The organism is Peptostreptococcus anaerobius 653-L (genome assembly GCF_000178095.1).
Taxonomy (GTDB): Bacteria; Bacillota; Clostridia; order Peptostreptococcales; family Peptostreptococcaceae; genus Peptostreptococcus; species Peptostreptococcus anaerobius.
Genome location: NZ_ADJN01000021.1, coordinates 1 through 25700 on the forward strand (window position 1 = coordinate 1; position 25700 = coordinate 25700).

The window sequence follows — 25700 nt, forward strand, 5'->3', positions numbered from 1 at the left end:
ACAAATAGCATCTTGAATAGTACAGCTCCTACTACTCCACCTACTAATGGTCCAACGATAGGAACCCAAGCATACTTCCAGTTACCGTCTTTCTTTCCACCGATTGGAAGGAACATATAGGCGATTCTTGGTCCCAAGTCTCTTGCTGGATTGATAGCATATCCTGTTGCACCACCGGCAGATACACCCATTGCTAGTATCAATAGACCTATTGCTATGGCTCCAAGACCGTCACTTATCTTGTTGTTGTTGATTAGCTGTATACAGAAAACCAACATAAATGTACCTACTGCCTCTGAGATAACGTTTAACATAGGCCTGTCAATAGCTGGTCCTGTTGCGAATATACCAAGCTTGTTACCCTCTGTTTCTTTCCAGTGTGGTGCATAGATTAGGTATACTAGACAGGCACCTAATATAGCCCCTATAACCTGTGCTATGCAATACCCTATTACCTGCGACCAAGGGAATGCTCCAACAACTGCTAGACCTAGAGTTACAGCTGGATTTAAGTGAGCCCCACTGATGCTTCCGACAGCATAGACACCTAATGTAACACCCAGTGCCCAACCAAAAGTTATAGTTAACCATCCCGCACCGTTTGAATACGATTTCTTCAAGTTTACAGATGCACAGACACCCACACCAAAGAAAATCAAAATCATCGTTCCCACTACTTCTGCTAAATAAACTGACATACTAGTCCTCCTGATTTACCTTGCTGAACCTAAAAAAGAGTATAGAGGGTCCACATTGAATAGACTCTGTATACTCTTATATTCATGATCTCAGCAAATATTTATTTTTCTCAGGAAAATGATATCATGAATCAGGGGTCAGTGTCAACGTTTTCTTTTTGAAATTTTATTTAATCTTGAAGCAGTTTTACACTACTTGTTGAAATTGCATCAGCTCCACTATTGATGATTTCATAGATTTCTTTTTTGTCTGTTACTAATCCACCGGCAATTATAGTCATCTTAGGCAACTTGTCCCTAACCTCTCTGATGACTGAGTGAACCATGGCTGGCATAATTTCAACTGCATCTGGCGTAAAATTTTGAGTAATATTATCTAAAAATATATTCTTAGACTTTGAATCCACCATAAAGGCCCTGTGGATTACCCTGATATTTTCACTGATTGCCTTTTTGACTAGGGCTGGCTTTGTAGTTATTATACCGATCTTTTTGTCAAATATGTCACCTATATACTCGACAACTGCAGGTGAACTAGACATTCCGGATATCATGTCTATATGGACAAATACTAGCTTGCCCTTGTCCAGTAACTTATTGACAGTCACCCTCAAATCAGATATTGTCCCCGATAGCAGGAACACTATTTCATTGGTCGAATTTAAGGCAAACCCTAGGGTAGCTTCATTGGTTACAGCCACTACCATAGGATTGTCTTCGAATTTCTCTTTTAACTTTCTTGCTGATATCATTGCTTCTCCTCACCTTAACTATAAATTATCCAAAACTAAGACCTATTTTTTATATATTAGTTGATTTCACTTAATTTTACTTTAAATTCCTTTACTTAACTTTATTTAACTCAATCAAATTTATTTAACTCAATCATCTTCTTTAACTCAATCAAGTTAATAAACTTGCTCCTCTAAGTACCTGTCTGTTATATCAATAAAAAAATCAGCATCCCAAATACTCAATCCCTTCTGTTCTTTCGGACCTAGGAAGTGTAATACATCCTCTCTTGCGTTATCAAAGTCAATAACTTTAAAACGGTCATTTAAAAGATTCTTCAGGGTTCCTATATCTAAAGTTATGCTAGGATCCCAATGATTCGATTGTTCCATTCTCTTCTGAAGGTGATATATATTTACCCTCGTCCCCCTCTTTAAGTACCATATATAGTCAAAAAAATCTCTACCCTTAACCCTATTTTTATAATCTCTACACAGGACTGCATGAATCTTTCCCGCAAATAAGGATGGCATATCGTATAATTTGGCTCTATAGGTATCTGGTAGAATTGCGTTTACATATTGAAACTCAGCTCCCTCAGGTGGATTTGTGTCTATCTCGAACTTTATCTTTATCAAAGCATTGGGGTTAAATCCATATGTCATAGAGTCATCAGATGTTATTTCTAATATATTTTGAATAGTATTGCCTTTTATAAATGCAGATTGTATGGCTGTTTGTTTAGATTTATTCTTTTTTTTAACTGTCATTTTAAAGTTGTACGAAGTCAGTTCCTTTTCAACATAGGATAGGTACTTGTCCAGATCAAAATCTGCTTCTGACCTTTCAAGTGAAAAATCTAAATCCTCACTATACCTTGGAAGACCATAAAATATTCTGAGTGCAGTCCCACCATAAAAAGCTGCCTTGGTAAAAAAGTCACTCCTAGACAGCCCCATTAGAGCAACCTCTTGTACAACCTCTTTTAGTGCATTTTCGTAGTCTTCACTACTTTTACAATTATACCTGTCAATCATGGCCATTATTGCATCATTCATGCTAATACCCCTCCTTGTCAATAAACCTGATAAGCTGATTCAAGTTGGTCTTATGGTACATTGGAGCTATCCTTCTAATTTTATCAAACTCAAGTTCTTCAAATATATCTTCATCAAGCCTCATACCATCAAAAAGATAATCCTCAAAATCTTTCAACCCCCTTATAGGTTTTAAGGTACTAAGTAGGTCACACAAGGCCTTTTCCCTACTAGCAATATTAAATGAACGGTTGTTTACTATTTCACGTGTATAATAAAATGGAAACACTTGCTTGGGTACATCTTGATACGTATAGATGCCAAATACATTTTCAAACTTTTTCTTCTTTTTTAGATCAAAAGAGGCAGAAGTATATGTATGCACTCTCTCTGGTATCATCCCATAATAGGACAAGGCCCACTCAAAAGATAAGTACGATGGGCCTAAAATATCATTTGCCAGAACGTAGCCTGGTATTTCGGGATCCGTTTCATACAGCCCTCTTTTTACAGGCAACAATTCCTCTTTTTCTATCAAGGACTTAATTTTTTGATAAGGTACCTTGTATTCCTTATACTTGTATAAAAGCTCGCTTGTATCTTGTATCATGTCTATTTCCTCCACTTATTATACATAATACTATATTTAGTGGAGGAAATCAACATCTACTACCTATCTTTTAAGACATCTGTCATATTGATTTTTTTGATTCTCCTAGTCAGTATCCACCTATCCACCATATATACTAATATCCCGCAAGCTATAGTTGCAAAGTATATGTACATTGGTATGTCAGCATTGACATAGCCATTGAATTTGTAAAAAGCTACTTTTATAAGTTTGTTTACCAAATACTTCTCAACAGGTATAAGTATCAGCAAAAATATTACTACTGCAAGGCTTGATACCCTAATAAATATCTTTTCTATCTCCTTGTCGTGGTAGCCAAATATTCTAAGATAGGATATAGACTCTTTGTACTTGTCTATAATTGCCTTGGTCAAAACATACATGACAACAAGGTATATAACTAGGGCAACCATCATAATAGTAGGCATAACATTTTTGAAGTTATTTAAAAACTGGTCAGCAATCTTCCTCATGCTCTTCCCATCTATAAGTGTAGATAGGTCCTTGTCATCAATCTTCAGGGCCCTGTCTGAAAAGGCGCCATTGTAATAAAACTCGTCCATACCTAGCATCTTGTTGCAGGACTTTCGATCCATTATTATGGAAAATGAAGTCTTTAGTTGCTGGCTAGTTCCAACTATTCTCATCCTGTATTCCCTGTCCCTGTTTTCATCATTGACAGTAAAATAATCTCCTATACCTAGACCGAACTTGTCCTTGATGCCCTCAGTTACGTATACATCATAGGTCTTGCCCTCGCTAGATCTTGTACTAATATTTTTTATATTATTTCTTTTTAGGCCATCCTTTACATAGCTTCCATCAAGGTCAGTCCCATAGATACTAGCCCTTGTTTGATCGTCAACTTTTTTACCCCTTATTTTAACTTGGTATAGGGTGAATAGGTTTGTATCTACCTTGCCGCCGACTAATTTGTTTTGGTAATCATAGCTAGGATGGTCAAATATATTTTTATCCTTCTTGCTTAGAGAGTCTTTTAACCTCTCCTCTACTTCTTTTCTTATAGGCCCCTTAAATACCGTCTGATAACTAGATGGCATGGACTCTTGAGTCTTGTCCATGTAGTCATTGAGTATACCCTTAATTGACATACCATATATCATCAGTATATTTGCCAGCAGTAATCCCAACAAGAGTACAAGGTAGTTGCCCTTGTTTCTAAGGAATATCCTCAACCTAAACCTGGATATAAACGACACATTTGGCAGTTTGACAGCCTTTTTATTCCTAGACCTAGATAAATCACGCCTTAGAAACTTTAGGGGACTCAGCCTTAGCTTCCTAGTTATAAATATGAGATTCACTAGTAGCATAAGACCTATAGGTATCAGTGTCGTCAAAATAAAGGCATAGGCTGACCACACAAGCTCAACTGGAAATAGGGAGTATGAAATTGTATAAAGGCTCAAATACATGTCCTTCATAAATGTATAAGCAAATATGTTGCCCAAAAGCGCAGAAAATACTGTAACATATAGGGGTAATTTGATGTAGTGCCATACTAGGCTTGGTCTTTTGTAACCAAAGGCTAGGAGTGTACCTATAACAGCCGATTCCTCTTCTATCATATTCTGGACTAAGACGGCAAATATAAATGACATCACCAATAAAACAATAACCATCAGACTAGTAATCATTGGAACATCACCACCCATATCATCCATGACATAGGATATACGAGAGTTTGTATACTTGGTCTGGGCATCAATTGGAATTATACCCTTTGAAGAAAATCCCTTTATTATATCCTTTAGCTTATCTGTTTGGAGTTTCTTATCGTCCTGACCATATTTATAACCTTGCCTATTCTTATCATACTGATTAGTCTTATCTCTCCTTTTACCATCATCAAGACCATGCCTATATGAGTAGCTATACTTTAGTCCCGCACCACTTTTGACCAGCCTATCAAAGCCACCTGAACTAAGGCTTGCAACACCGAAGTTTTTGTTGTCCATCAAAAGGTCACCAGGTCTCCTAAGTAGACAGCTATAATCTGGAAAGGCACCTATACCAGATATCTTGAATTCTTGACCAAGCAAGCTTATCTTATCGCTTATTTTTAATTTATTTTCTCGTGCAAAATTTACATTTAAAAATATCTCTTCACTATTTCTAGGCATTTTACCCTCATGAATTGCTGGTATATCTATCTTTTCCCTATTTTGATACACCCTAATTGTTTTGCCCTTGTCATAGTCAAGAGCCATAAAATAGTTGGGATAGGCCCTCACACCATTATCCGTAAATATCTTTTCTTCTTGGCTAGTGAGCTTCCTATCAAATTCAATGTAGCCATCCTCAATCATTCCTAGCTTATGGCTATCGTAGTAGGTCTTTTCAATAGATTTTTGAGCTATAAAAAATGATGATACAACAGATATAGTAATCAGCATAATTATAAATATGGCTCCGTACCTACCTATATTGGAATTGAGGTCTCTAAAAATTCTCTTATTAAGTGGATTTCTCATAAGACACCTCCTACCAAACTAACTGGTCTGCCATAAGTGGATTCTCATTTATCCTATGATCCAAAATCCTACCATCATGTAGGTTGAGAACCTCGTGCGACATCTGTGCAATAGCTGTATTGTGTGTAGCTATAATAATTGTAGAGCCGTACTCTTTGTTGATCTTTTGTATCATCTCGAGGACCTGCTTGGCTGTAGAGTAGTCAAGGGCACCTGTAGGCTCATCACAAATCAATAGGTCCGGTCTCTTCGCCAAAGCCCTAGCTATAGCAGTCCTCTGTTGTTGACCACCAGATAATTGGTTGGGAAACTTCATTTCATGTTCTCTTAAACCCAAGATATCTATCAATTCATCAATATCAAGCGGATTCGGACTAAGGTAGGCTCCAACTTCAATATTCTCCCTTACTGTGAGATTGGATACCAGGTTATAAAACTGGAATACAAATCCCAACTTGTCCCTCCTATAGTCCAACAATTGAGACTTTGACAGGCTATTGAGTTCATAGTCATCAACCCTTACGCTGCCCTCTTCAAATGGTTCAATGCCCCCTAAAATATTCAAAAAGGTAGACTTGCCCGAACCAGATGGACCTAAAAGAGTGCAAATTGACCCCTTGCTTATAGAGCAGTCTATACCCTTAAGGACGTCAACTGTATTAGAACCACTTGTGTATGACTTTTTTAGATTAGAAATTTCAATAAAGTATTGTCTTTTCATAGTAATCCCCCCCTAGAAACATAATACTTACTATTAGTAGTAAATTTACTATTAATCATAACTTTGCTATTAATTCTGTCTTTACTGCTAATTATAATCTTCCTATTAATTCTGTCTTTACTGCTAATTATAATCTTCCTATTAATTCTGTCTTTACTGCTAATTATAATCTTCCTATTAATTCTGTCTTTACTGCTAATTATAATCTTCCTATTAATTCTGTCTTTACTGCTAATTATAATCTTCCTATTAATTCGAATTATAGCACTAATGATAATTAAACTCAAGTGAATTCTTATTGCCTATAATTTAATTTTTTTCTAGAATTTAAATCTAAAGCAATAAAATTATAAATTAAACTAGATATTAGCTTATGTTTTATATATTGAAAATTTGAACTAGTTACTGTATAATAAACTTATGAAAATAAATGCTTTGTATCTATTTAAATCTAAGTATAAACTCAGGAGGTATAGAATGAAATTAAGTGCAAGAAATCAATTTGAAGGTAAAGTAATAGGAGTAAATGAAGGTGCTGTAAATGGAATCGTTTCACTAGATGTAAACGGAACAAAAATTAGTGGCACTATTTCTATGGCTGCTATTAAGGAGCTAGGTATCATTGAAGGTGTAACTGCAACAGCAATTATAAAGGCTACTGATGTAATGGTTGCAGTTGGAGAATTAAAATTAAGTGCTAGAAACCAGTTTGCTGGTAAAGTAACTTCTATTGCAGAAGGTGCTGTGAATGATATCGTAGTTATTGACACTCCAGTCGGTGCTGTTTCAGCTACAATATCTAAGGCTGCCGTTGAAGAATTAGGCCTAGCAAAAGACTCTGAAGCAATAGCAATTATAAAAGCTACTTCTGTTATGTTTGCTCGTTAGTAAATATTATCGGCCTATAGTTCTAGGCCTTGTATTACAACTATGAAATATAATATCTTAATGGTATTAGCTTATTCATATTTTGAGTTACTAGAAAAACAGCCCCCAATCATTAGATTTTTAGGTCTAATTTTTGGGGCTTTGTTCATTTAAAATAAATACCATCTTCTAATAAACGTTTTATATTTCATATTCCATGTTCTCTCTTTAAATCACTTTCAACTTCTTCCATGCTATAAACTTTTCCATTTTCAAAGTCATTATGAGCTTTTAGCATTTCCATATTGAATCCTTCTGAAGTTAAATCTAACAAAGCAAGAGGTTTTCTACTTGGTATTTTTGCATCAAATGGCAATCCGTTTTGCATAACAACCTGTCTTAAAAAAATTGAAACACATGCAAAAACCGTTGTATAATTAAATCACCACAAAATAAAAAACAAGGGGGGTTAAGCATGTGCTTAAATATTAGTATAACAGATTTTTTAGAACTTTGGGATGAAAATTTAAGAATTTATGGTAAAAGACATGAATTAATAAAAGGTATAGATTATTTAATATATGAAGTTGTAATCACTTATAGACCTAAGGTTTGCCCAAAGTGCGGTTGTGTTAATGAGAACAATAGCATTATAAAAAATGGTAGTCAGAAAGTTAAGGTCCAAATTAATCCACCCTCTTTGGGTCATAAAGAAGGTTAAGATTGTATCTACAGATATGTACATTCCCTTATGATATTGTAAGACACATGCTTTCTTTAGATGAAGATATACAAAATGCCTACAACTTTTATCAAAGCCTTCTTATATGCATGAATAATAATGATGTTGAATATTTTAAGAACCTTATATCAATCAAACTAAAAGATATGCATGTAGGCCTTCGTAAAAGTTTTAGAACATTGGGGAGGATGTCTGAATATATTATAAATGCTCTGGAAACTGGATGTAGTAGGAGAAGATAAAAATCGACAGCATCACAAAAATTAAATATAATGCTGTCGCATAAGTAATGATTTAATTGTGACCAACGCTATTTTACGAAGAGCCCGCATGGCTTTGTATTTTTCGCGAATTATTTCAAAATATAATCCTCGATTGCACCACTTGGATGAGCTACATTCTTATCAAACAGTACAATATTCCGCCCTGACCTTGACACAGTACTTCCATATACAATGCCTGAATAGCCAAGAGAAATATAGTACTGAGCCATTGCCTGAAAAGGAGCATACATTAGTGTCTTATCAACAATATCACTTAATGGCTCAAATATCTGCTCTGAAAGTAACTTGGTATGTGTATAAACTCCCCATTCCGTAAAGAGCTCTTCAGATTCATCTATGTTTATATTATGATTTGGAATAAAGCCGAGAGCTTTAGCAACTTTTATACCTTTTTTTAATTGTTTTTGTCCATAATCCTCCAAACGAGAATTCAACTCTTCGTATGAAATATTATCGGCAATTGTTAAATCAACCAGCTTCAAATCTAAGGAACTATCCTCAAAAGAAAAATGGCAAAATCCAAATCTATGTCCTTCTTCTGCTCGACATTCTGCTTGAGAACACTCATGAATATCTACTTCATTTCCCAAAGCTAAATAAAGCCATTCAACACCTGGTGGACTAAATCTGTTATCCTTTTTAATGTACTCCTTTTTAGGGATAAAGCGCTCATAATCGGGAACTTCATTTCCACTCAAGACAGCCCCTCTACCAACTAATAATCCCTCCAAATCTTTAATCGTTATTGTTTTATATTCAATTCCTGAATGTTGTTGAAACAAATCATCATACACCTTAAGGAAAGTATAGCCTTTTGCTTTGTCCACCTCATCAAAAGAAAACTCTCCCTTTGCCAAAGCATCTCGAAATTCTGACCACGTTTTTCTAATGGTCTTTTCAATTTTCTCAATGCATCTAAAATCAAACATTTGACACATAGCAAGCTTCTCCTTTCCCAAACATCTAATTCACTGCCAGCCATACCGCTAACAGTCGAGTTGCCGGATTAAACGCAATCTATTTCACTCACTCAATTTGAGTTTGCACCCTAGATAACATCTATCTCAGTGCCACAACCCACGACATCTAATCCACAGCTTAAACCCTAAGCGCAGATTTCCCGTAGATATGTTTTCATATAAAGAAACCGGGCTATTGGCATAGGCTCTCCTATACCGGAAAAGCCCGAATTTACGCCACTTTTTGGTACTTATTTATCTTTTCTTGACATAAATACGACACTCTCAACATGGCTCGAAAGGACCTGATTGATAACAACATAATCGGGATATTACGAGATAGTCCGTTTGTCTACGGAAACATATCAACTCATATCTGTAGTAGAAATATCTCCACTTCTGTCATTATTTATATCGCAGCCTAAACTTCGCCAGTATACGGGAACTGGTCTGCAATTCCCTTTATATTTCCTATTATAATGACAAAGTCAATAGCAGCAGACTTCCAATTGTCTCAACCCTACCTGTTCGCAGTACAAGGTATAGGTCAGCGACTATTTTCCAGTCCATCTGGAGCCACAATTCCCATGCACTAGACCTTAATAGTCAAAAATTCACACGATAAATCCACCAGTACTATTTGCCTAGTCAATCAAAACGCAGTCTTTGATACAATCGAATGTGTAGTTAATTCCTCAAAAGCGGCTTGAAATAACGTTATTTCTGATGTTTTTCCTGCAACAGATTTACTCTTCCATTAGTCATTTATTTAATAGAAAGGATACCGTCCCATTGATTCTGCCACCGTTGCGACACCTATTCTTTCGATAATTAAAAGGTATGGCATAATTAAAAGATTTAGTAATAACTCAACAATTGCTCAAATGATATATTTATGCCAATTTCTTCTAATAGAGCTTTTCTTTGTCGATATAGATCATACAATACATCTTTATACTCTAAACCATAATGTAATAAATTGTGACAATTACTACAGAGCGATACAATATTTTGCTCACGGTCTAAATCAATTCCTGGAAAATCACGATGAGCGGATAAAGGAATTAAATGGTGTGGCTCCGTATAATTGGTAGGACTATTTCTTCGTTTAAAAACGAAATGCATCTTATCCACTTCACACAAATACTGCGCCCGTTTCAAAGCATTTTTCGATTCATACTGCTTTCGAGGGTATATGTACTGTGAACGTTCTGCAATTAAAGGTGCTTCCCTCGGAGTAGTATCGTATTGAATTTCCTGATTCAAATGTTCGATAAATTGTCTTTCCTCTGCTCTTTCCATTTGAAAGTCTTCTCTAATATTCTCTTTAGATAAAATCTCTTTAGCTTTTTCTCTTGCTTTTGGGTCTACGCGTTTGCTTTCTATGATAATACGTAATGCTTCCTTCTCCTGTCCCAACGCAAATATATGTCGAGCTCTTGGAATACGAAAGTTTTGACTTTCTGACTTCGATCTCGGATTTTCCAATAGGATCTTTTGGGCCAATTCATCTTTTGAAATGGACGAATCTTTGAAATCATAATAAAAATTTACAAATACAGCTTTTCCAACTGCCGCTAACGTTTTATTTAAATCTTCATACTTTGTATCCTTCAAAACATCACCCCTCAGACTACTTCAATTCCAGTACTCTTCAAATATCGGAAAATTCTATCATAATATTCCCTGTTCCTTGACGGATCTTCATCTGAACCTTCAGGAACATATATAATCAACCCCTGTCTTGCTCTTGTTAATAAAACTCTATAAGCATTTTTTAGATATCTCTGTCTTTGTTCCTGATTAACATGGTTCCATTTCGTACCCCTGAACTTAAAATAATCAAAGCCATCTATCGTATACCTGAAATCTGCATCCCAGGCTAATACTGCATAATCGACCTCTAAACCTTGCACTTTAAATTCAGACGCTGCCACTTCTAAATAATACGATGAGTCAACATTATCCTTTCCATTCAAAAACCACCCTACATGATTTATATCTGATGGAACCCATATTCCTTCAGCTCGCAGTCTTTTCCCTTCTGAGCTTGCTAAAAGCCCGTACCTTTCTGTCCCACGAGCCTTATCTTTTACCCATTTCTTTGCAATTTCAAAATTCCTTGTCAAAAAAATCGGATATGTTTGTTTAAGCTCATAATAAACACTTTTGGCATCATCTGCCCTTTCATCTAACAGCAATTTCACAAAAAGAGCTAATTTTTCGCTTCTGAACGAGCGTAACGAAACCCCTAGATGCAAATCTGAAATGCAGTAATACTCTCGTCCATGCAATAATGTCGAGATATCTGATTTTCCTACGTATTCTGTATCTGTAATTTTATCCGACAGATATATCTTCCAGTCTGGATAATTATCTGCCAAAGTTTCAAACCAATCCTGAATTCCTGCTTCTCCATTATATATTTCTTGTCCACCACCTACAAGACAAACTATAACGGCCCAATTTCTATGTCGATCCATAATGCTAATCAAAAATTCAGGTTCTGACTGATTAAAATCGGGTATCCCTTTTTTCCGCTTCATAAAATCAGAAAGCGACTCTTTATTCCATGCTCTTTGAGACTCATCAAATATTACCACCTTCTCTACTGGTGCCATATTCGTAGTCAAAGCCTCATCTCTAAACTTATGAATAATTTGAATAAAGGCTTTCGTTTCTAGAAGAGCACTTTTCTTAGTTATGCCTTCTCTATACGCGCGATCTATTGCGAGCGCATTTTGCAAAACATCAACCAGTGGACCATTTCCCGAAAGAAAAACAGCATGTTCATCTTCATTAAAATAATGACGTTCGTTTGCTATATTCAAGCCAGCAAGTGTTTTTCCAGCACCAGGGACTCCTGTAACAAAACATATAGCTTTTTCGTTGTTTATCTTACACTGATCAATTATATTAGAAATTGCCTCTGTTGTTATCGTTAAATTCTTTGCACCAGCATCATTTCTGGAAATATCTTCAACACCATGTTTTCTATACAATGCTTGCGCAGCTTCAATGATGGTCGGTGTAGGAGCATATCTTGAATTTATCCACTCCAGTGCAGATAACGACGTGTCATTAATTATCGAAATAGTTTTTCGAATAGTACTGCCAATATTGTCTTCATTACAAAAAAGAGTGTTATGAATATTATCTGCCATACAGTAATATTCATTCTGTTTCTCTGCCGCCTTCGTTGAAACATTGATCGGAACAAGATACCTTGTCCTACTTTTATCATGAAAGTATTTCAAATCCAATGCATAATCCATCACCTGATCTGTGGTAGATTTCTTGTACTCTTTATCTCCCACTTTAAACTCTAGGAGAAAAATAATCCCCTCTATTATGCATATCACATCGACCCTATGCCCCATCCTCGGGATAGTATATTCAAAAATAATATCCCCTTGAGAAAACTCAATTAATTGTTCTTTTAAAATTTGAATCTCAGATCTCCAAGCCATCTTTTGGAGATCGGTAGTTTCAAACTCGTCATTAATCAATAATTGGCCGAGAACAAGCTCATCATTCTCTAATATGAAGTTGTTTATAGAATTAAAATAGTATGCTCTTCGGCTCATATGTATCTCCTTATTTCTGCGATAATGCTTTATTAAGCTGACTATCCAATTTCTTTGCTATAGCCTTTGCCATTATAGGTGGCACTGCATTTCCTACCTGCTGATATTGATTATCCTTTGTCCCACAAAAAACGAAGCTATCCGGAAAAGTTTGCAAACGAGCTGCTTCTCTTATACTTACTGCTCTGTCTTTTGTCGGATGTACCCACATTGATTTACGCACATTTACTACAGTACCAGACGGCTCATCATATTTTAAGCGAAGATAGATCGTATTCTGCGTTCTTGTAACATCTGTATACGTGTTTGTTTTCATTTCCTCAGATAAGGAATGAAAATTTTGTCCCTGATCTAATGCTTTAAAACGCGCCATAGCTGTTGGTGTCGTTTTAGTTATAATATGATTGTGCAATATCTCTGAGTCACGAAGTGTCAGCGCCAACTCGCTCAAGCCAGTTTTAGCTTGTAGCTTTATGCCACTTTTATCATCAGATACATTATAGACCGGCTCAACATCTTCTAAATCTTTAATAGCGTCCTCAACTGTCCTATATGGACCGTCTTTATACTTTCCTTCTGGAAGTTTAACTACATCTGCAATATCTTTTCGAATACCCATTACTACAAAACGCATTCTTTTTTGTGGAGCTCCAAATTGTGTAGCAGATAGAACATCAGCCGAAATAGCATATCCGCCGTCATCTTTGTTTCCCTGGAGCTTCGCCTTTAAATAATCAAAAACGGCATATGAACGTATGTTGGCAATCAGCCCTTTATTGTCGGTATAGCTATCAACCACAATATCATTTTCAAATATCTCTTGTGCCTTACTTATCATTCTTTGGTACATAATTGCTGGTTCAATTAATGCCTTGATCTGGGATTCTTTTATTTTCCCAGCGTAAAAATCTAGTATTGCATTAAACGCAATCCTATCAGCAACAATGATGGAATCATCCTCATCACCCTCTGTGTGCTTCTTTGATATTTTAATTAAGCGCGATCTGTGTTTTTCTAATACATTTTTAAACTTAGTTGTATTCTTAGATGCTTTATAGATAACGTTCAATTCTAGATAATCGAAATCATCCCATTTATGTTGTTCTAGTTCTTGCTCAGACTGCACAATATTAATTGCTCCATCAAACATAAACCCTGTATCAAGTAAAGCCAACTCTGTATTAGCAGTTTTAACCACATTGCTATCCACTAATTCTCGATCATCTTCACATAAATAAAATCTATGAATATCTGATCTAAGCATACTCACATTTTCCATTACGAATGCTTTTGGTCTTAATTCCAAGATTGCTCTAATATACTGTTTCACCAGGGAATTATTCTGACTAATTGCATGATTCTTTTGTCTATTTGCATTAGAAAATCCCTGACAAGGCGGTCCTCCAATCACAACATCAATATCGCCATATTTTTCTTTTATTTCTGCATAGTTAGCATCTCTAACATCACCAAATACAGCTACTCCCGGATGATTTTTCTTATAGGTTTCCTGCATTGAAGGATTAAATTCATATGCAACTTTTATATCGAATTTTTTTGTTTGCATAAATCCCAGGCTCAATCCCCCGGCACCTGCAAACAAATCTATTGTATTAAACATAGTTCCTCCATCTTACGCTTCAGTATTAAAGCCTTCTTCGGAGGCTTTGCGCAACAATGCAAGTAATCGTTTGCATTGATATGTATTTGGTATTTTAGCAGGCATTTTACATGCAATCGCTAATGCAGACACATCTGTTGGTGTAACCATATGATTTCTAACAACAAACTCCGATAATCGCATCCACATTTCTACAGGACAATTAACAACCGTTGTCTGTGCCTGAATTTCATTTACAACCTTTTGCTCTTTCTTAGCGGATTTCTGTGCAGCCTTCTGTTCATCGATAGTAATTAAACAATTCTCAATATCTTCAGGAATATCAATATGTATCTTCTTTACATCTTCCCAACAATCATTTCTCTTACACCACTGAGTAACGTTTGCGACTTTTCTTGAAGGATCCGTTATTCGCAAAAGGACCAACTCTGCCAATGCTATTAAAGCTGTACCCACTTGTTCGGGCACACTCTGCCTATTCCATATCAACATCAAATCAAGTTCCTGTCCTTGATATTGGCTATGTAACAATCTTCTAAATTGTGCCAATGTGTAATATATGATATTTGCACGGTATCCACCCTCGTACCAAGGCTGTTTTGGTATAGTCTTCTCCAAATATTGGAACAAAAGAATCAAGGCTGCAGTAGTTTGGAAATATCTCTCGTTAAACTGCTCCTCATTTGCATTCCATTGCTCATCAATGTACTCTGCAAACGAATTAAAATTGGTCTGCGCACCCTTACTTACAACCTGCGGAAATCCTCTCCATGTATTCTGAACTTTTGCAAGATCTGTTTTCTTAATTAGCTTATTTTTAGGATGTTGCAACTCAAATTGTTTTTTCTTTGCAGGTGTCAAGCGCATTTGTTCTTGCAGATATTGTCCTCTTGCTCTTTCATAAAACCATTTAGTTTCATACTGTGCGCCTTCAGATGCAGGTGCAAATAAGTGTCTTGATATTTGTTCCATACGACGATGAAATGGATGAGATGCAAAAAAGTCTGCATCACTAACCTTATTCTGACTGTTTGATGATCTAGAAATATTTCTGATCAACTCGTCTGACTCTTCTGGTGTTGATTCATCAATTGAAGTCAATTTCATTTGCACAAAAATAGATGACAAATCTGCTTTGTCTTTATATCTTGCATTTGAAATAGATGCCGTTGTCTGTCCACCATTAATAATCTGAAAATCTCTAACAAAGGTGATAAATCTTCCATGGTTTGTATCCTCTATCTCAACATCCATTGCAGTTGCTGATATACCGTTATTAAACGCAAAAAACATCTGCGGATTGTTCAAGATAGTCCCTCTTATTTTCTTATTGACCGCCACTTTAGTAGATAAGAATGATCTTACATTTCCCTCCAAAAGTTTACTTCCATACTTGTCATATATATCAGCCAAAACAGTTCCAGGAATTACTCCCAGATAGCTACTGTACTGTTCTGTAGACGCTGAGCTAGCTTCTATACACGGAATGCCTTCACCACAATATTCCTTAAAGTCAATCTCAATAATCTGACGGCCTTGCTCTGAACAACAGACTCTGAACAAGCGATCAATATCCCATATCTGACCTTCTACCGGAATAGAATTATAGTCATCAATTTCTACGGTCTTTATAGTAGCACTCAGATCTGCATCGGTAAATACAAGAAAACGATATTTACGAATCGCCTTTTTGTTATATCTTAAAAGATCTACTAAGTCTGCACATGGTGTACTCATCTCTATTTCTTGATATAAATTAGTTGTCAATGCTGCATCAAGAAATTTCATAAGCAAGCCAAAATCCTTATTCGCAACTGTTCCGGTAAGACGGCGTTCCAAATCATTACCATCAAAATCCGCAATAATAAGATTCATCGTATTATCGAATTCATCGTATACATAACCGTCTACTCTATAATTACTACGCCTACTTTTGCCTTTATAAAAAGACGGTGTGAAATCTGATAACGCCTCAGCATCAATTAGATACTGCGCCATATTATCTACAAAGGATGCACATGACCCTTCTCCTGTAACTGCTGCAGCAGTTTTTATACTCTCTATAAAATCTTTTTTAAATTCGGTAGAATCCATGCTAACATCCTCCCACTTTCGTTACTTTTCCCAGCTTTTTATGCTAGGGATATCTATCTGATAAACAGCATTCGTTATTTCTATCGGAACATCAACTCTCCGTATTCTCGGAAATGATTCATTTACAGTGTATACTTGCTTTGAGGACACACTAAAATGCTGTTTATCATATTCTTTCATGTCAATATAACCTTCGGCGCCAAGTTTTAATATTAGCTCATCTGGATTTTCGCCGTGTCGTGAAATCAATTCTATTACCTCATGAACCAATTCATATAACGTGAATGATTTTGGTTGATTCGGTGCACATTTATCGATACGATAAATAACCAATTCTCCTTCATCATTTCTATCTAATTGCTCAACAGAAGAAATTGATATTTCTGAAGATGAGGCATCTGTAGATTTAATCTCATGCCAACAATCTGCATATACAAAATCTTGATCTGCTCCTTCTGAACCAACCCAGCCTGCTAAAGCAACAGACGGTAGCATTCCATTTTCTATTTTTTCTTTCAGAAACAACAACTCTCCAATGAGACCTTTCTGTGTATTACTACCTAATACCGCATTGCTTTTATGGTCTAATAGTTTTAACCATGCGTTATATCTGCGCAATACTTTAAGCAATGCAATATCATCAGTTTCTACATTTGAATACTCGATAATATCTCCTGCCATTGTTATAAAAACATCTTCCTGCTTTCGATCCATCAACGTAAAGGAAATTGCATATTTTCCATCCTTCCTCTGATTACATGAAGCATCGATACATTTTGACGAATCTATTTTTTTAATTGCTTTTTGGCTCACTATTACGACAGACTTGTGCTCCGGTGTTGCATATCGAACATACCACTCAAGCGGATGTTTTACAGATAATTTCAATGCTCCACCAGAATAGTAATTAATAGTATTCCACTTTTCTCTTAATTCATTTTCTTTACCACTCATTACATATCCTCATTGTCATCATAATTGTCATAAAGGTCCACCCAATTTCGCAACTCAATTAAGTTAACCTTATAATTTGCAGTTTCAGTGGAGCCACTAGTTTTAGGGAATCCCACTCCTAACGCGAACAAAAATTCAGGTAAATCTTTATTCTCAGACTTTGAATAATCGGCTTGTATTATATGTAGCATTAAAATAGGCTCTCTATTGGCTATCAAATACGCTTTGTCCGGAATATTTTTCTTATTCTCATTTCCTGGTATGTTTCTATATGCTTCTTCCGCATCTTGAATCTCTTTTTTCGCTAATCCAATTCGTGTGCATCCACCAGCTCCAACACGTAACTTAGTACCACTCACACTGATCATTTTCTTATCAGCTAAAATTTTTCTTTTTTCTGTCCCTTCGATCTCTAATATTTCTTCACCACACTGCAACGGCTCATCGTATGGAATACCGGTTCCAGATTTTATCAATACTACATCCCATCCATTGCTCCAATGATGACTCTCTATAAATCCCGCAAGTGCCCTACCATTGAAACTCAAATGCCATGGATTTGTCTCGAAATCTAGCAATAATTGAGCAATATTATCACCAGGAACATTTTTCCAGTAATAATGTCCTCTCGTACGCTCTTCATCAAAAAATCTATCTCCAATACTACTCAATGAATTTACAAAATTCTTGAATGCTATCTCATTTGAAGCTAAAATATTTTTTGATGCTTTTAATCTAGGTGTCTCAAGTAAATTTCCAGAGACTGTAACAGGACACGTCAAATCAGTTGCTGTACGCATTTTGTTTCGTGCGGTCACGATTAATGCGCCAGGATCTTGTCGAACTTTCAGGCCAAAGTCTCTAGGAGTTTGATTCGCGTTTCTCATTTTCGAGATTTCTTCCTTAAGTTCAGCTGTTGCTCTAGTAATTTGTCCGTACCAATCGATTGCTTCTGGTGTCATCCATACCTTTGCAACATCCCCATAGTTTGGTCTATATCCGAACCAACGTCCCATCTGCAACAAAGTATCATACATCTTTGTATTACGATGGAAATATGTTACGCCTAGGCTCTCTAATGTCAACCCTCTAGACATACTATTTCCACCTACTGCAATCACTCGTAAACCATCATTCTTATGATTAAAATAGTCTAAGCTTGCAGCACCAGTTTTCATATTTACCGCACGAACTTCAATAGGGGAAATTGCTTTATGCAAATAATTTTTAAGCAAGTTTTCCCATTCTATTCCCACAATTCCGCTCAAATGATACTTGTCCCAAACAGCATGCATTGCTTTTATGTTTCTGATTTTTTCACTTTGAGAAAGTGGTAATTTTGCATAGTTTCTGACATCCGATTTTACCTGATCTAACCAAACATTCAGCATTTCTTGTATCTGATTTTGAACATTGGTATAAAGGCTTATATGTATCATCATAGATCTATGTTCTGTAAGATCACCTCTATAGTCACGAATTGCGTTTAGCAACAAGAAATAATATGCGGCTTCATATAGATCCTCTGGTAAATATTCTACCACAAAGTCTTTTTTATGTTTCGGAGGGAAGCACGCTTCTAACTCTTCTATATCAATCTCTTGGAGCATGTGATCGCTATCAGAATTTTCACCAAATATCCTATCAGCGCCAATATAATTAGTAGGAGCAGACAGCGCATAAATAAAATCAGCTGGAAAGAGATCATCGTCTTTTTCCGGATCAATAAAAATATTTGCAAAAGGCGTTGCTGTAATACCTAAATAAGTAGTTTTACTAAATAAATTCAATAAACGTCTGATACAGTCATTAATTGCAGCAGGCTGAGAATCTTCGTCTTTCGTATTAACTGATGCGTTGTCAGCCTCATCATCAATTAGCATAAGTGGAAGATCAATCTGTCCAGCGGCATTTTGCGTATTATTATCTGACAGCCACTTAATTAAGTTATTCAAAATCCTTTTATTCTTCTTCACCACTAAAATAACAGGACAATTAACATTTTCGATGCCCAAATTATTGTTTCTAAGAATACCGCTATCAAAATCTTTAGTTACAGAAGTAAACGCAACGATTTTTTTATCTGTTCCATATCTTCCTACTCCGACCGGCTGATTCTTTATACCCTGTTCAGCTTTAGGATCCAGATAATATTCGCTCTTTCTTCCGGTGCATTCGGCATCTAATCTTTCTTGTGTTTGCTTACGTAAGTTCTCCTGCATACCAGCTAAAACAATAATAATTCGATAACCAGTATCTGCTGCTTTATTGCAAATAGCTGTGTAATTAGCCGTTTTACCAGACTGCACGTCACCAAGCACCAGCCCTTTTATTGCAAAATGATCTTCTGATGGATCGCCACATAAATCTAATATTTCATCAGAAACTTTTCCTAGATTTGTTGTAACTCTTGGATTCCAATGTTTAATTTCTTCCAGATACTTCTTGTATCTATTCCAAAAGAAGAAATCGAAATCTGCTCTCTTGGAAGGCAACCAGGACTGATGCCCGTTATTACGATCGTTAATATATACTCCTACATCCATCCGGATGACTAATGATTGCTTGAGTCTAGAAATTATCTCTGCGAATTCATCATCTGAAACCGGCATAATAGGTGCATTTGTATTTCTTAATAAAGTTGCTTTCTCCAAAAATTCATCTTCTGTAGGTGGAACTTCCTTATAAAGATTGTTAACAACTGCAGAGATTAAACTTTCTAATTGTTCTACATTTGGATTAATCATTTTTTAAAATCTCCTCCTTAAGTTTCTCTACTATATCGAGATGTGACGAATATGGATAAATAAAAGCAATGGCATCAAGCAGATTACATTTTTCTTGCTTGTCAGCACACATCGTAATCATTTCCTGTAGTGATTTTACTATTTCTACATCTGACTGCTCATTATCATTGGTAATTTGCTCATCATTATTCAAATCCACATATAATTGATTAAGAGGCAATCCCATCTCAATCTGTTGCAACAATGCATTTAATGACACCTCTATATTGGGATGTACTTTAATCATTTGTTGCACAAGTGGATGCTCGCGATTAACTTCATAATAAAATCCGCCTTGCTTATTTTTCATGCGATTCCAAACGTGAGTTTCTTTATCACTTATTTCCTTTTTACCTCTGAAAGTCCACGTTCTTTTGCTCCGTTCAGCAATTTGATTAATAATTATCTCCAAATTCTTTCTAACTTCTGCTGGAGGCAATGCAGACGATTTCTTTATGTCTAGAGTCCACAGATCATCTAATGTGTTTGGGATATCAACACGGATTCTGGCAAGTTTTGATAAGTCTCCTTGCCTCATCATTCTGAACCAAGTACCCCAAACCAACAATCTTTTGTTTCTGTATACATAAAACCCTTGTTGTTTTCGAAGTCCATCCTTCCCACCAAGCATTTTAATTTCATCTGATGTCAGATTAGATATGTGAGGAAGAATATACGGTCTCACTAATATCTTATTGCTCTGAATAACTAATGTTTCATCATCCATGGCTTGAACACTTTTCTCAGTCAAAAATGGGTCAATTCCTTTAATTTTTTCTCCGTTAATTGACAGTTTAAGTTTTGTGTTCCCTGATTCACCCGCTAAATATCTGTGGTAAACAAGAGAAAGATGATCTCTGACCCTATCAATTTTACGTCCTAACGATAGTTCAAAATTAATCTCACCAGCCTTGAGACGATCTAGTTTTTGCCAGACTACTAATGTTCCTGATTCGTTTTTTATCAATTCGTCAACCTGAGGTATTTGCTGAATATCTTCTTCATCAAGAATGTTTAAAGACCAATCTCCTACTTCTGTAACATGATCTATATCCCATTGACGTCCCTCCAAATTATCTCCTTGCTTAGAAATAACAGTCATACATCTACACTGAGATAAAGACGCTGTTTTTAATCCCAAGCCAAAACGCCCTAAATCTTTTTTATCCCTTTCTTCTGTCGGATTCTTACTTCCGTATTGCATAGCAATATCGATTTCTTCCTCTGCCATTCCTTTTCCATTATCAAGAATTGCAATATATGCACCATCTATCGGGAAAAAATATATATCAACATTTTTTGCGTTTGCTGCAATACTGTTATCAATAATATCAGCCACTGCTGCCTCAAGTGAATATCCTATAGCCCTTGTTGACTCGATTAAAGTAGGCGCATAGGGTGGCAAGCTTTTTGTTTTCATCTTTTACAGTTCCTTTCTCAAACATTCTGATAGATGCCTTGTAATTAATCACCTGAATTGTCGTCCGCAGAATTATCTGGAACAACTTCAACAATATCTGAGATATCGCAATTCAAATACTCACAGATTTTCAAAAGAACATCCGTTGTGATATTTGCACCCTTACCAAGCTTTGCTATTGATGCTGAACTAACACCTGCTTTCTTCGCAAGCTCGGTTTTTTTCATATCTTGTTCTACCAGTTTTACCCATAACTTTTTATATGATAATTTCATTCTGTCTCCTTTGGGAGGTCCTTCCTCCAGCTTGGCATAAATCCGTAGATATGGCCATTCTTCTCATCTTTATGATATGTAGTAACTTTTGCACCTAATGCTTCTAAATTCATGTCAGGCATTACGTTAAGGTTATCGACAATGATGATTTGTCCGTCACCTTTATGCTTGAAAAAATAGCTATACAGTCCATTTTTTAATGTTTTACCCTGAATTCCATCTTCATTTTCATCAAAACCAAGTAGCGGTGTATCAATCATCGAAATTCCCGGTTTAATATAAACATCGTCATCATTGAAATAGGCATACAACATCAACGCAATTACTGAATTCAAGAAAAAACAATAACCTTTTCCTTGGTCTTCTTCTTTGGATACTCCATCCATCAAAATATCAAAGTTTTTGAAGTCCCAACTGGCATAACCGGCTTGAAAATTACATTCTTTGAGAATTGAATTCAGAAGGTCATTGAATCCTGTACCTACCAATTCCTCAAATTCCTTTTTTGCATGGTATAGTGGTAGGTTCTTTTTCTTTTGAAGTTCTTCAACCATCTTTTTACATAGAATTTCAAGCTGCTCATTTACAAAATCAATACCTGATTGAAGTTTTGTATAGTCACAATATCTTTGAAGATTTGTTCTGTAATCATTCATCTTCAAAGTTCTTTGAGCTATTGCTTCAGATATCTCATTTCGTCTATCCGATAATTCTGTGATGCTACTACTAATATCTTTTTGTTCTTCACTAGCACTATTTTCTGTTGCTACAATGACTGATATTTCAGATACAATTCTCTTTGTTTCTCTTTAAATTGCTTCTATATAACTTTCATCATGATGTTCAACCGGCCCCCGCAAAAAGGAGAAGTGTCATTAGCAACTATTCCTTTAACAACAACTTCGCCTCTTGCTATAAAGTCTAAACGTTGCAAATCTGCTTTGTATTGACTTGTCAACGATTTGTATCTGTCAATCAAGACCTTACAATTAGCATCTTCCTGCTGATACTCGGATATCTGCCTTACTGCTGCGGAGTTTTCCTCCATCAGTTCTGAAAGTTCCTGTTGCAGTATTGCTATTTCCTCAGTCAGAACCATCATTTCCGAATCAATATCGACGCTTTCCAATTCTTCAAGCTTCATAATATAGCTAACTTTTTTATCAGCTAAAGCAGCAGCCTGTCCTTCGATGTACTCTACAACGGCTTTTTTCTTTTCTGTCGCCACTTCTGGCTTAAAAATTTCATTAATTCCTTCCTTATAGTCTACGGTCAATAGATAATATAGTGAAGCAATTAATTCTGTTTCATATATTGAATCATTTATGACCAGCGAACTAGATTTATCAATTTCGTCCTCATCTACAAAAAACACATTTGATATATTTGTCCATGAAATTCACTCACGGGCATATCTTGAGATGGTTTCTTCAAGGCCAATAATACGTAGCCATAAATCATTTAGATATAGTGGACTCTTTCCTTGATAATTTGTATCGTAAATTCCACCTTCTACCTCTGGATGCTCACATTCTACTTCTGCATGATTATCATTGAGTTTTCGTCGTATTGTTACATTTCCATATCTTTTTGTAATAAAAACACCTTCTATGTCCGAATATCCAGTAAGCGGAGAAAAAGGATTCTTATCTGAGCTAAAAAGATAGTAGATACATTTCAATATCCATGTTTTACCTGTATTGGACCTACCTTGAGTAACATTGACACCATCAGCAAATTCAAGGATACCATCTATTTACCTACTCCAGATACTCGGAGCTACTTTATTCTAAAAGACTGCATCCTCATGCCTCCTTCGATTCTGTAGCTATTTTGCTTATATATTTCAAAATATCTTCGTCTGATATTCGTGCAAACTTTCTAGTAACAATTTTTTTCCCAAGCATATAAGACTTTACATAGGGTGATTGAATCGCCGCAATTATTTTTTTCCTCTGTCATTAAGAGAATAGGGGAATCCATCCTGTCCTTGCTCAACATCTACATATGCATTCTTAACGGCAAGTTTTATTGCTTCTACAATTTTTTCTCTCTTATTTGTAAATTCTGCAAATCCAAATTCATTATTTCCATGTAGATTACTATCTAAGACCTTGCATTTGTTGCCGTAGATACAAATAAAATCGAGTGCTGTTGATCTATCACTATTTGCCGGTGCGTTTAACACTCTCATAAATAACAATATTCTCAAATGTTGTATTAAAAACTTTATTCTTCGTATGGGTCCACCCACGACTTAATCGTCTCATCATTCACCAAAATATGGACTATTCCAAGCCTTTCTAAATTTCAAATTAGATTTTTTATCAGCATTAATTTTGATTTAGACAATTCTATATCCGATACTTTTTTAAGCACTTCAAGTAGTCTTCTATATCCTGTATTAAAATCATCATAATAAGTAGTTTTAGTTCCTCCGAATGTATCTTCTTTCAGAATGTCAAACCGGTTCTCTCCATCCTCATAAACTTCACTAATTGACCGTTGTATACTTTATGCGCTTAAATAGGCTTTTCTCTGGTCATAGAAGTTCACCTGATATTTGCGAGACAAACTTGAAATGTCATCTACATCAACCTTATCTTTTGAAAGAGCTTCAGCATATGCGCCACACAAAGCGGAAATATAGCCAGATTCAAAATCATAAATCTGAGACTCATCCAGATGAATTGGTAGTTCTATTGTCTCTCCATCAATAACCAATTTCCCATTTTTAAAAAAAATTCTATTTTTCGCCAAGTTCTTAATGCTAGGTTTTGCATCATGGATAGTCAGGACAATATTAACATCATGAATTCCTTTTGCCAGTACATGAAAAATCTGATTCATAATATCTTGCATCGCTGAGCCTATCTCATTTATTTCTACAAGAATTCCTTTTTTATATAAGAAATCTTGTATATGCTCCTTATCAGCTTCGAAAAGTTCATCAATCTCCTCAGTAAAATCAGCACCGTCAAATCTACTACAGATTAACCCTGCTCTAGCCTTAGAAATGAATTTTCACCTTAATAAATTTGGTCTTGCATATTTAAGGACATTCCACTTGCTAGTGGATTGAACTTATCGTTCAAGGCCATTTTTTCTTCTTCGTCAGTCATCGGTTGGCGCAGAACCTCTCCAACAAGTTGCACAACAAACACTCCTGCTCGTTCTGTTGGTGCCAAAAAATCTTTTAATTCTCCAGCCACTTCATGAAAATACACTACGCCTTACCTCCTTTGACCTAACAGGTCAAACTGCGGTCATCCACAGTCAAATTCAAAAATATCGAATCCAATATAATAAAACCATGATTTATGTATTGCATAATCCTTTTGCAATTATAACACATTTTTCGCCGTTTTACAATCCTATGCTCGTTATTGTTTATAAATAATTTGCGAACGTAAATTTTTTCTTATTTATGATTGTAAAACATCTGCCCTGAGCAAGGCGTAAAACTACTTTCTTGAACATCAGCTCACCAACTTCGTGGCCACGTGTTGTGTTCGTAGTTCATGAACAAGAAAACATTATCAATAGAGTGCCAGCTTACGAACGGCTGGTCACCGGAAAGAAGCGGAGAAATCCGCACGAGGTGACCAATCTTATGAAGAACACTGGCAACCATAACGGTTATCTCCGCTTCGAACATGAAGCCAACGGAGGTAAAAAGTTATGGCAAACGATGAAAATCAGAGTTAATCAAAGCAGTATCGTATCTACATCAAAGAAGCCAATCGCTGGGTGGATGTCAGCAAAAAATTCTATACAGACTACTACCGCGACTCTTC

At 35.9% G+C, this 25700-nt stretch carries 25 protein-coding genes; 3 read left to right on the forward strand and 22 right to left on the reverse strand.

The genetic code is table 11. The features are described from left to right. From HMPREF0631_RS03070 to HMPREF0631_RS03095, 6 genes are all read right to left on the reverse strand, one after another. On the reverse strand, positions 1 to 698 hold a 698-nt coding region (locus HMPREF0631_RS03070), incomplete at its 3' end, for an MIP/aquaporin family protein (protein ID WP_002843371.1). A 170-nt stretch (positions 699 to 868) separates the two neighbouring features. Then, positions 869 to 1450: a glycerol-3-phosphate responsive antiterminator gene (locus tag HMPREF0631_RS03075; protein WP_002843360.1), complete on the reverse strand. Its 582-nt coding sequence runs from the start codon at positions 1448 to 1450 to the stop codon at positions 869 to 871. A gap of 156 nt (positions 1451 to 1606) precedes the next feature. Then, a complete protein-coding gene (locus tag HMPREF0631_RS03080; protein ID WP_002843366.1) occupies positions 1607 to 2488 on the reverse strand; it encodes a nucleotidyl transferase AbiEii/AbiGii toxin family protein in 882 nt (293 codons plus the stop codon). Position 2489: 1 nt separating this feature from the next. Beyond that, on the reverse strand, positions 2490 to 3077 hold the full coding sequence (locus HMPREF0631_RS03085; RefSeq protein ID WP_002843354.1) for a type IV toxin-antitoxin system AbiEi family antitoxin domain-containing protein: 588 nt from the start codon (positions 3075 to 3077) through the stop codon (positions 2490 to 2492). Between the two features lie 59 nt (positions 3078 to 3136). Next, positions 3137 to 5593: an ABC transporter permease gene (locus HMPREF0631_RS03090; RefSeq protein WP_002843364.1), complete on the reverse strand. Its 2457-nt coding sequence runs from the start codon at positions 5591 to 5593 to the stop codon at positions 3137 to 3139. A gap of 10 nt (positions 5594 to 5603) precedes the next feature. After that, a complete protein-coding gene (locus HMPREF0631_RS03095) occupies positions 5604 to 6314 on the reverse strand; it encodes an ABC transporter ATP-binding protein (RefSeq protein ID WP_002843343.1) in 711 nt (236 codons plus the stop codon). A gap of 477 nt (positions 6315 to 6791) precedes the next feature. Here HMPREF0631_RS03095 and HMPREF0631_RS03100 point away from each other — a divergent pair, with 477 nt between their 5' ends. Beyond that, the gene (locus HMPREF0631_RS03100) at positions 6792 to 7202 is read left to right on the forward strand and encodes a TOBE domain-containing protein (protein ID WP_002843350.1); all 411 of its coding nucleotides are present in this window, start codon (positions 6792 to 6794) and stop codon (positions 7200 to 7202) included. Positions 7203 to 7389: 187 nt separating this feature from the next. Here HMPREF0631_RS03100 and HMPREF0631_RS03105 read toward each other — a convergent pair whose 3' ends face one another. Next, on the reverse strand, positions 7390 to 7569 hold the full coding sequence (locus HMPREF0631_RS03105) for a hypothetical protein (protein ID WP_002843355.1): 180 nt from the start codon (positions 7567 to 7569) through the stop codon (positions 7390 to 7392). Positions 7570 to 7656: 87 nt separating this feature from the next. Here HMPREF0631_RS03105 and HMPREF0631_RS03110 point away from each other — a divergent pair, with 87 nt between their 5' ends. Beyond that, positions 7657 to 7902 (forward strand): hypothetical protein, encoded by a 246-nt coding sequence (locus tag HMPREF0631_RS03110; protein WP_050774520.1) that lies wholly within the window; start codon positions 7657 to 7659, stop codon positions 7900 to 7902. A 373-nt stretch (positions 7903 to 8275) separates the two neighbouring features. On the opposite strand, the gene HMPREF0631_RS03120 is transcribed toward HMPREF0631_RS03110, so the two are convergent. From HMPREF0631_RS03120 to HMPREF0631_RS09980, 15 genes are all read right to left on the reverse strand, one after another. Then, a complete protein-coding gene (locus HMPREF0631_RS03120; RefSeq protein ID WP_002843352.1) occupies positions 8276 to 9145 on the reverse strand; it encodes an RES family NAD+ phosphorylase in 870 nt (289 codons plus the stop codon). 879 nt (positions 9146 to 10024) lie between these two features. After that, on the reverse strand, positions 10025 to 10783 hold the full coding sequence (locus HMPREF0631_RS03125) for an HNH endonuclease (protein ID WP_002843369.1): 759 nt from the start codon (positions 10781 to 10783) through the stop codon (positions 10025 to 10027). Positions 10784 to 10794: 11 nt separating this feature from the next. After that, a complete protein-coding gene (locus HMPREF0631_RS03130; protein ID WP_002843345.1) occupies positions 10795 to 12753 on the reverse strand; it encodes a DUF2075 domain-containing protein in 1959 nt (652 codons plus the stop codon). A gap of 10 nt (positions 12754 to 12763) precedes the next feature. After that, entirely contained in the window at positions 12764 to 14374 is a 1611-nt protein-coding gene (locus HMPREF0631_RS03135; protein WP_002843344.1) for a DNA cytosine methyltransferase, read from the reverse strand. A 12-nt stretch (positions 14375 to 14386) separates the two neighbouring features. After that, a complete protein-coding gene (locus HMPREF0631_RS03140; RefSeq protein WP_002843370.1) occupies positions 14387 to 16468 on the reverse strand; it encodes an AIPR family protein in 2082 nt (693 codons plus the stop codon). 21 nt (positions 16469 to 16489) lie between these two features. Continuing rightward, positions 16490 to 17422 carry a PD-(D/E)XK motif protein gene (locus HMPREF0631_RS03145; protein WP_002843349.1) on the reverse strand — a complete coding sequence of 311 codons (933 nt, stop codon included), beginning with the start codon at positions 17420 to 17422 and terminating at the stop codon, positions 16490 to 16492. Then, entirely contained in the window at positions 17422 to 20169 is a 2748-nt protein-coding gene (locus HMPREF0631_RS03150; protein ID WP_002843348.1) for a Z1 domain-containing protein, read from the reverse strand. The genes HMPREF0631_RS03145 and HMPREF0631_RS03150 overlap by 1 nt, the downstream gene beginning before the upstream one ends. After that, positions 20162 to 21628, reverse strand: a complete 1467-nt coding sequence (locus HMPREF0631_RS03155) for an ATP-binding protein (protein WP_002843368.1) — start codon at positions 21626 to 21628, stop codon at positions 20162 to 20164. Before HMPREF0631_RS03155 ends, HMPREF0631_RS03150 begins: the two co-directional genes overlap by 8 nt. Positions 21629 to 21672: 44 nt before the next feature. After that, positions 21673 to 21903 (reverse strand): helix-turn-helix domain-containing protein, encoded by a 231-nt coding sequence (locus HMPREF0631_RS03160; protein ID WP_002843340.1) that lies wholly within the window; start codon positions 21901 to 21903, stop codon positions 21673 to 21675. Then, entirely contained in the window at positions 21900 to 22559 is a 660-nt protein-coding gene (locus tag HMPREF0631_RS09960; RefSeq protein ID WP_002843372.1) for a hypothetical protein, read from the reverse strand. Before HMPREF0631_RS09960 ends, HMPREF0631_RS03160 begins: the two co-directional genes overlap by 4 nt. 164 nt (positions 22560 to 22723) lie before the next feature. Continuing rightward, positions 22724 to 23278, reverse strand: coding sequence for a hypothetical protein (locus HMPREF0631_RS09965; RefSeq protein WP_002843346.1), 555 nt, complete (start codon positions 23276 to 23278; stop codon positions 22724 to 22726). Between the two features lie 567 nt (positions 23279 to 23845). Next, a complete protein-coding gene (locus HMPREF0631_RS09970) occupies positions 23846 to 24157 on the reverse strand; it encodes an ABC-three component system middle component 2 (protein ID WP_330360450.1) in 312 nt (103 codons plus the stop codon). Positions 24158 to 24213: 56 nt separating this feature from the next. After that, positions 24214 to 24414: an ABC-three component system protein gene (locus HMPREF0631_RS10425; RefSeq protein WP_408634954.1), complete on the reverse strand. Its 201-nt coding sequence runs from the start codon at positions 24412 to 24414 to the stop codon at positions 24214 to 24216. Positions 24415 to 24417: 3 nt separating this feature from the next. Next, the gene (locus tag HMPREF0631_RS09975) at positions 24418 to 24765 is read right to left on the reverse strand and encodes an ABC-three component system protein (protein WP_002843362.1); all 348 of its coding nucleotides are present in this window, start codon (positions 24763 to 24765) and stop codon (positions 24418 to 24420) included. Positions 24766 to 24932: 167 nt separating this feature from the next. Further along, positions 24933 to 25130: a hypothetical protein gene (locus tag HMPREF0631_RS09980; protein ID WP_002843341.1), complete on the reverse strand. Its 198-nt coding sequence runs from the start codon at positions 25128 to 25130 to the stop codon at positions 24933 to 24935. A gap of 386 nt (positions 25131 to 25516) precedes the next feature. Here HMPREF0631_RS09980 and HMPREF0631_RS10070 point away from each other — a divergent pair. Further along, a partial coding sequence (locus HMPREF0631_RS10070) for a P-loop NTPase family protein (protein WP_039866215.1) occupies positions 25517 to 25700 on the forward strand: 184 nt, incomplete at its 3' end.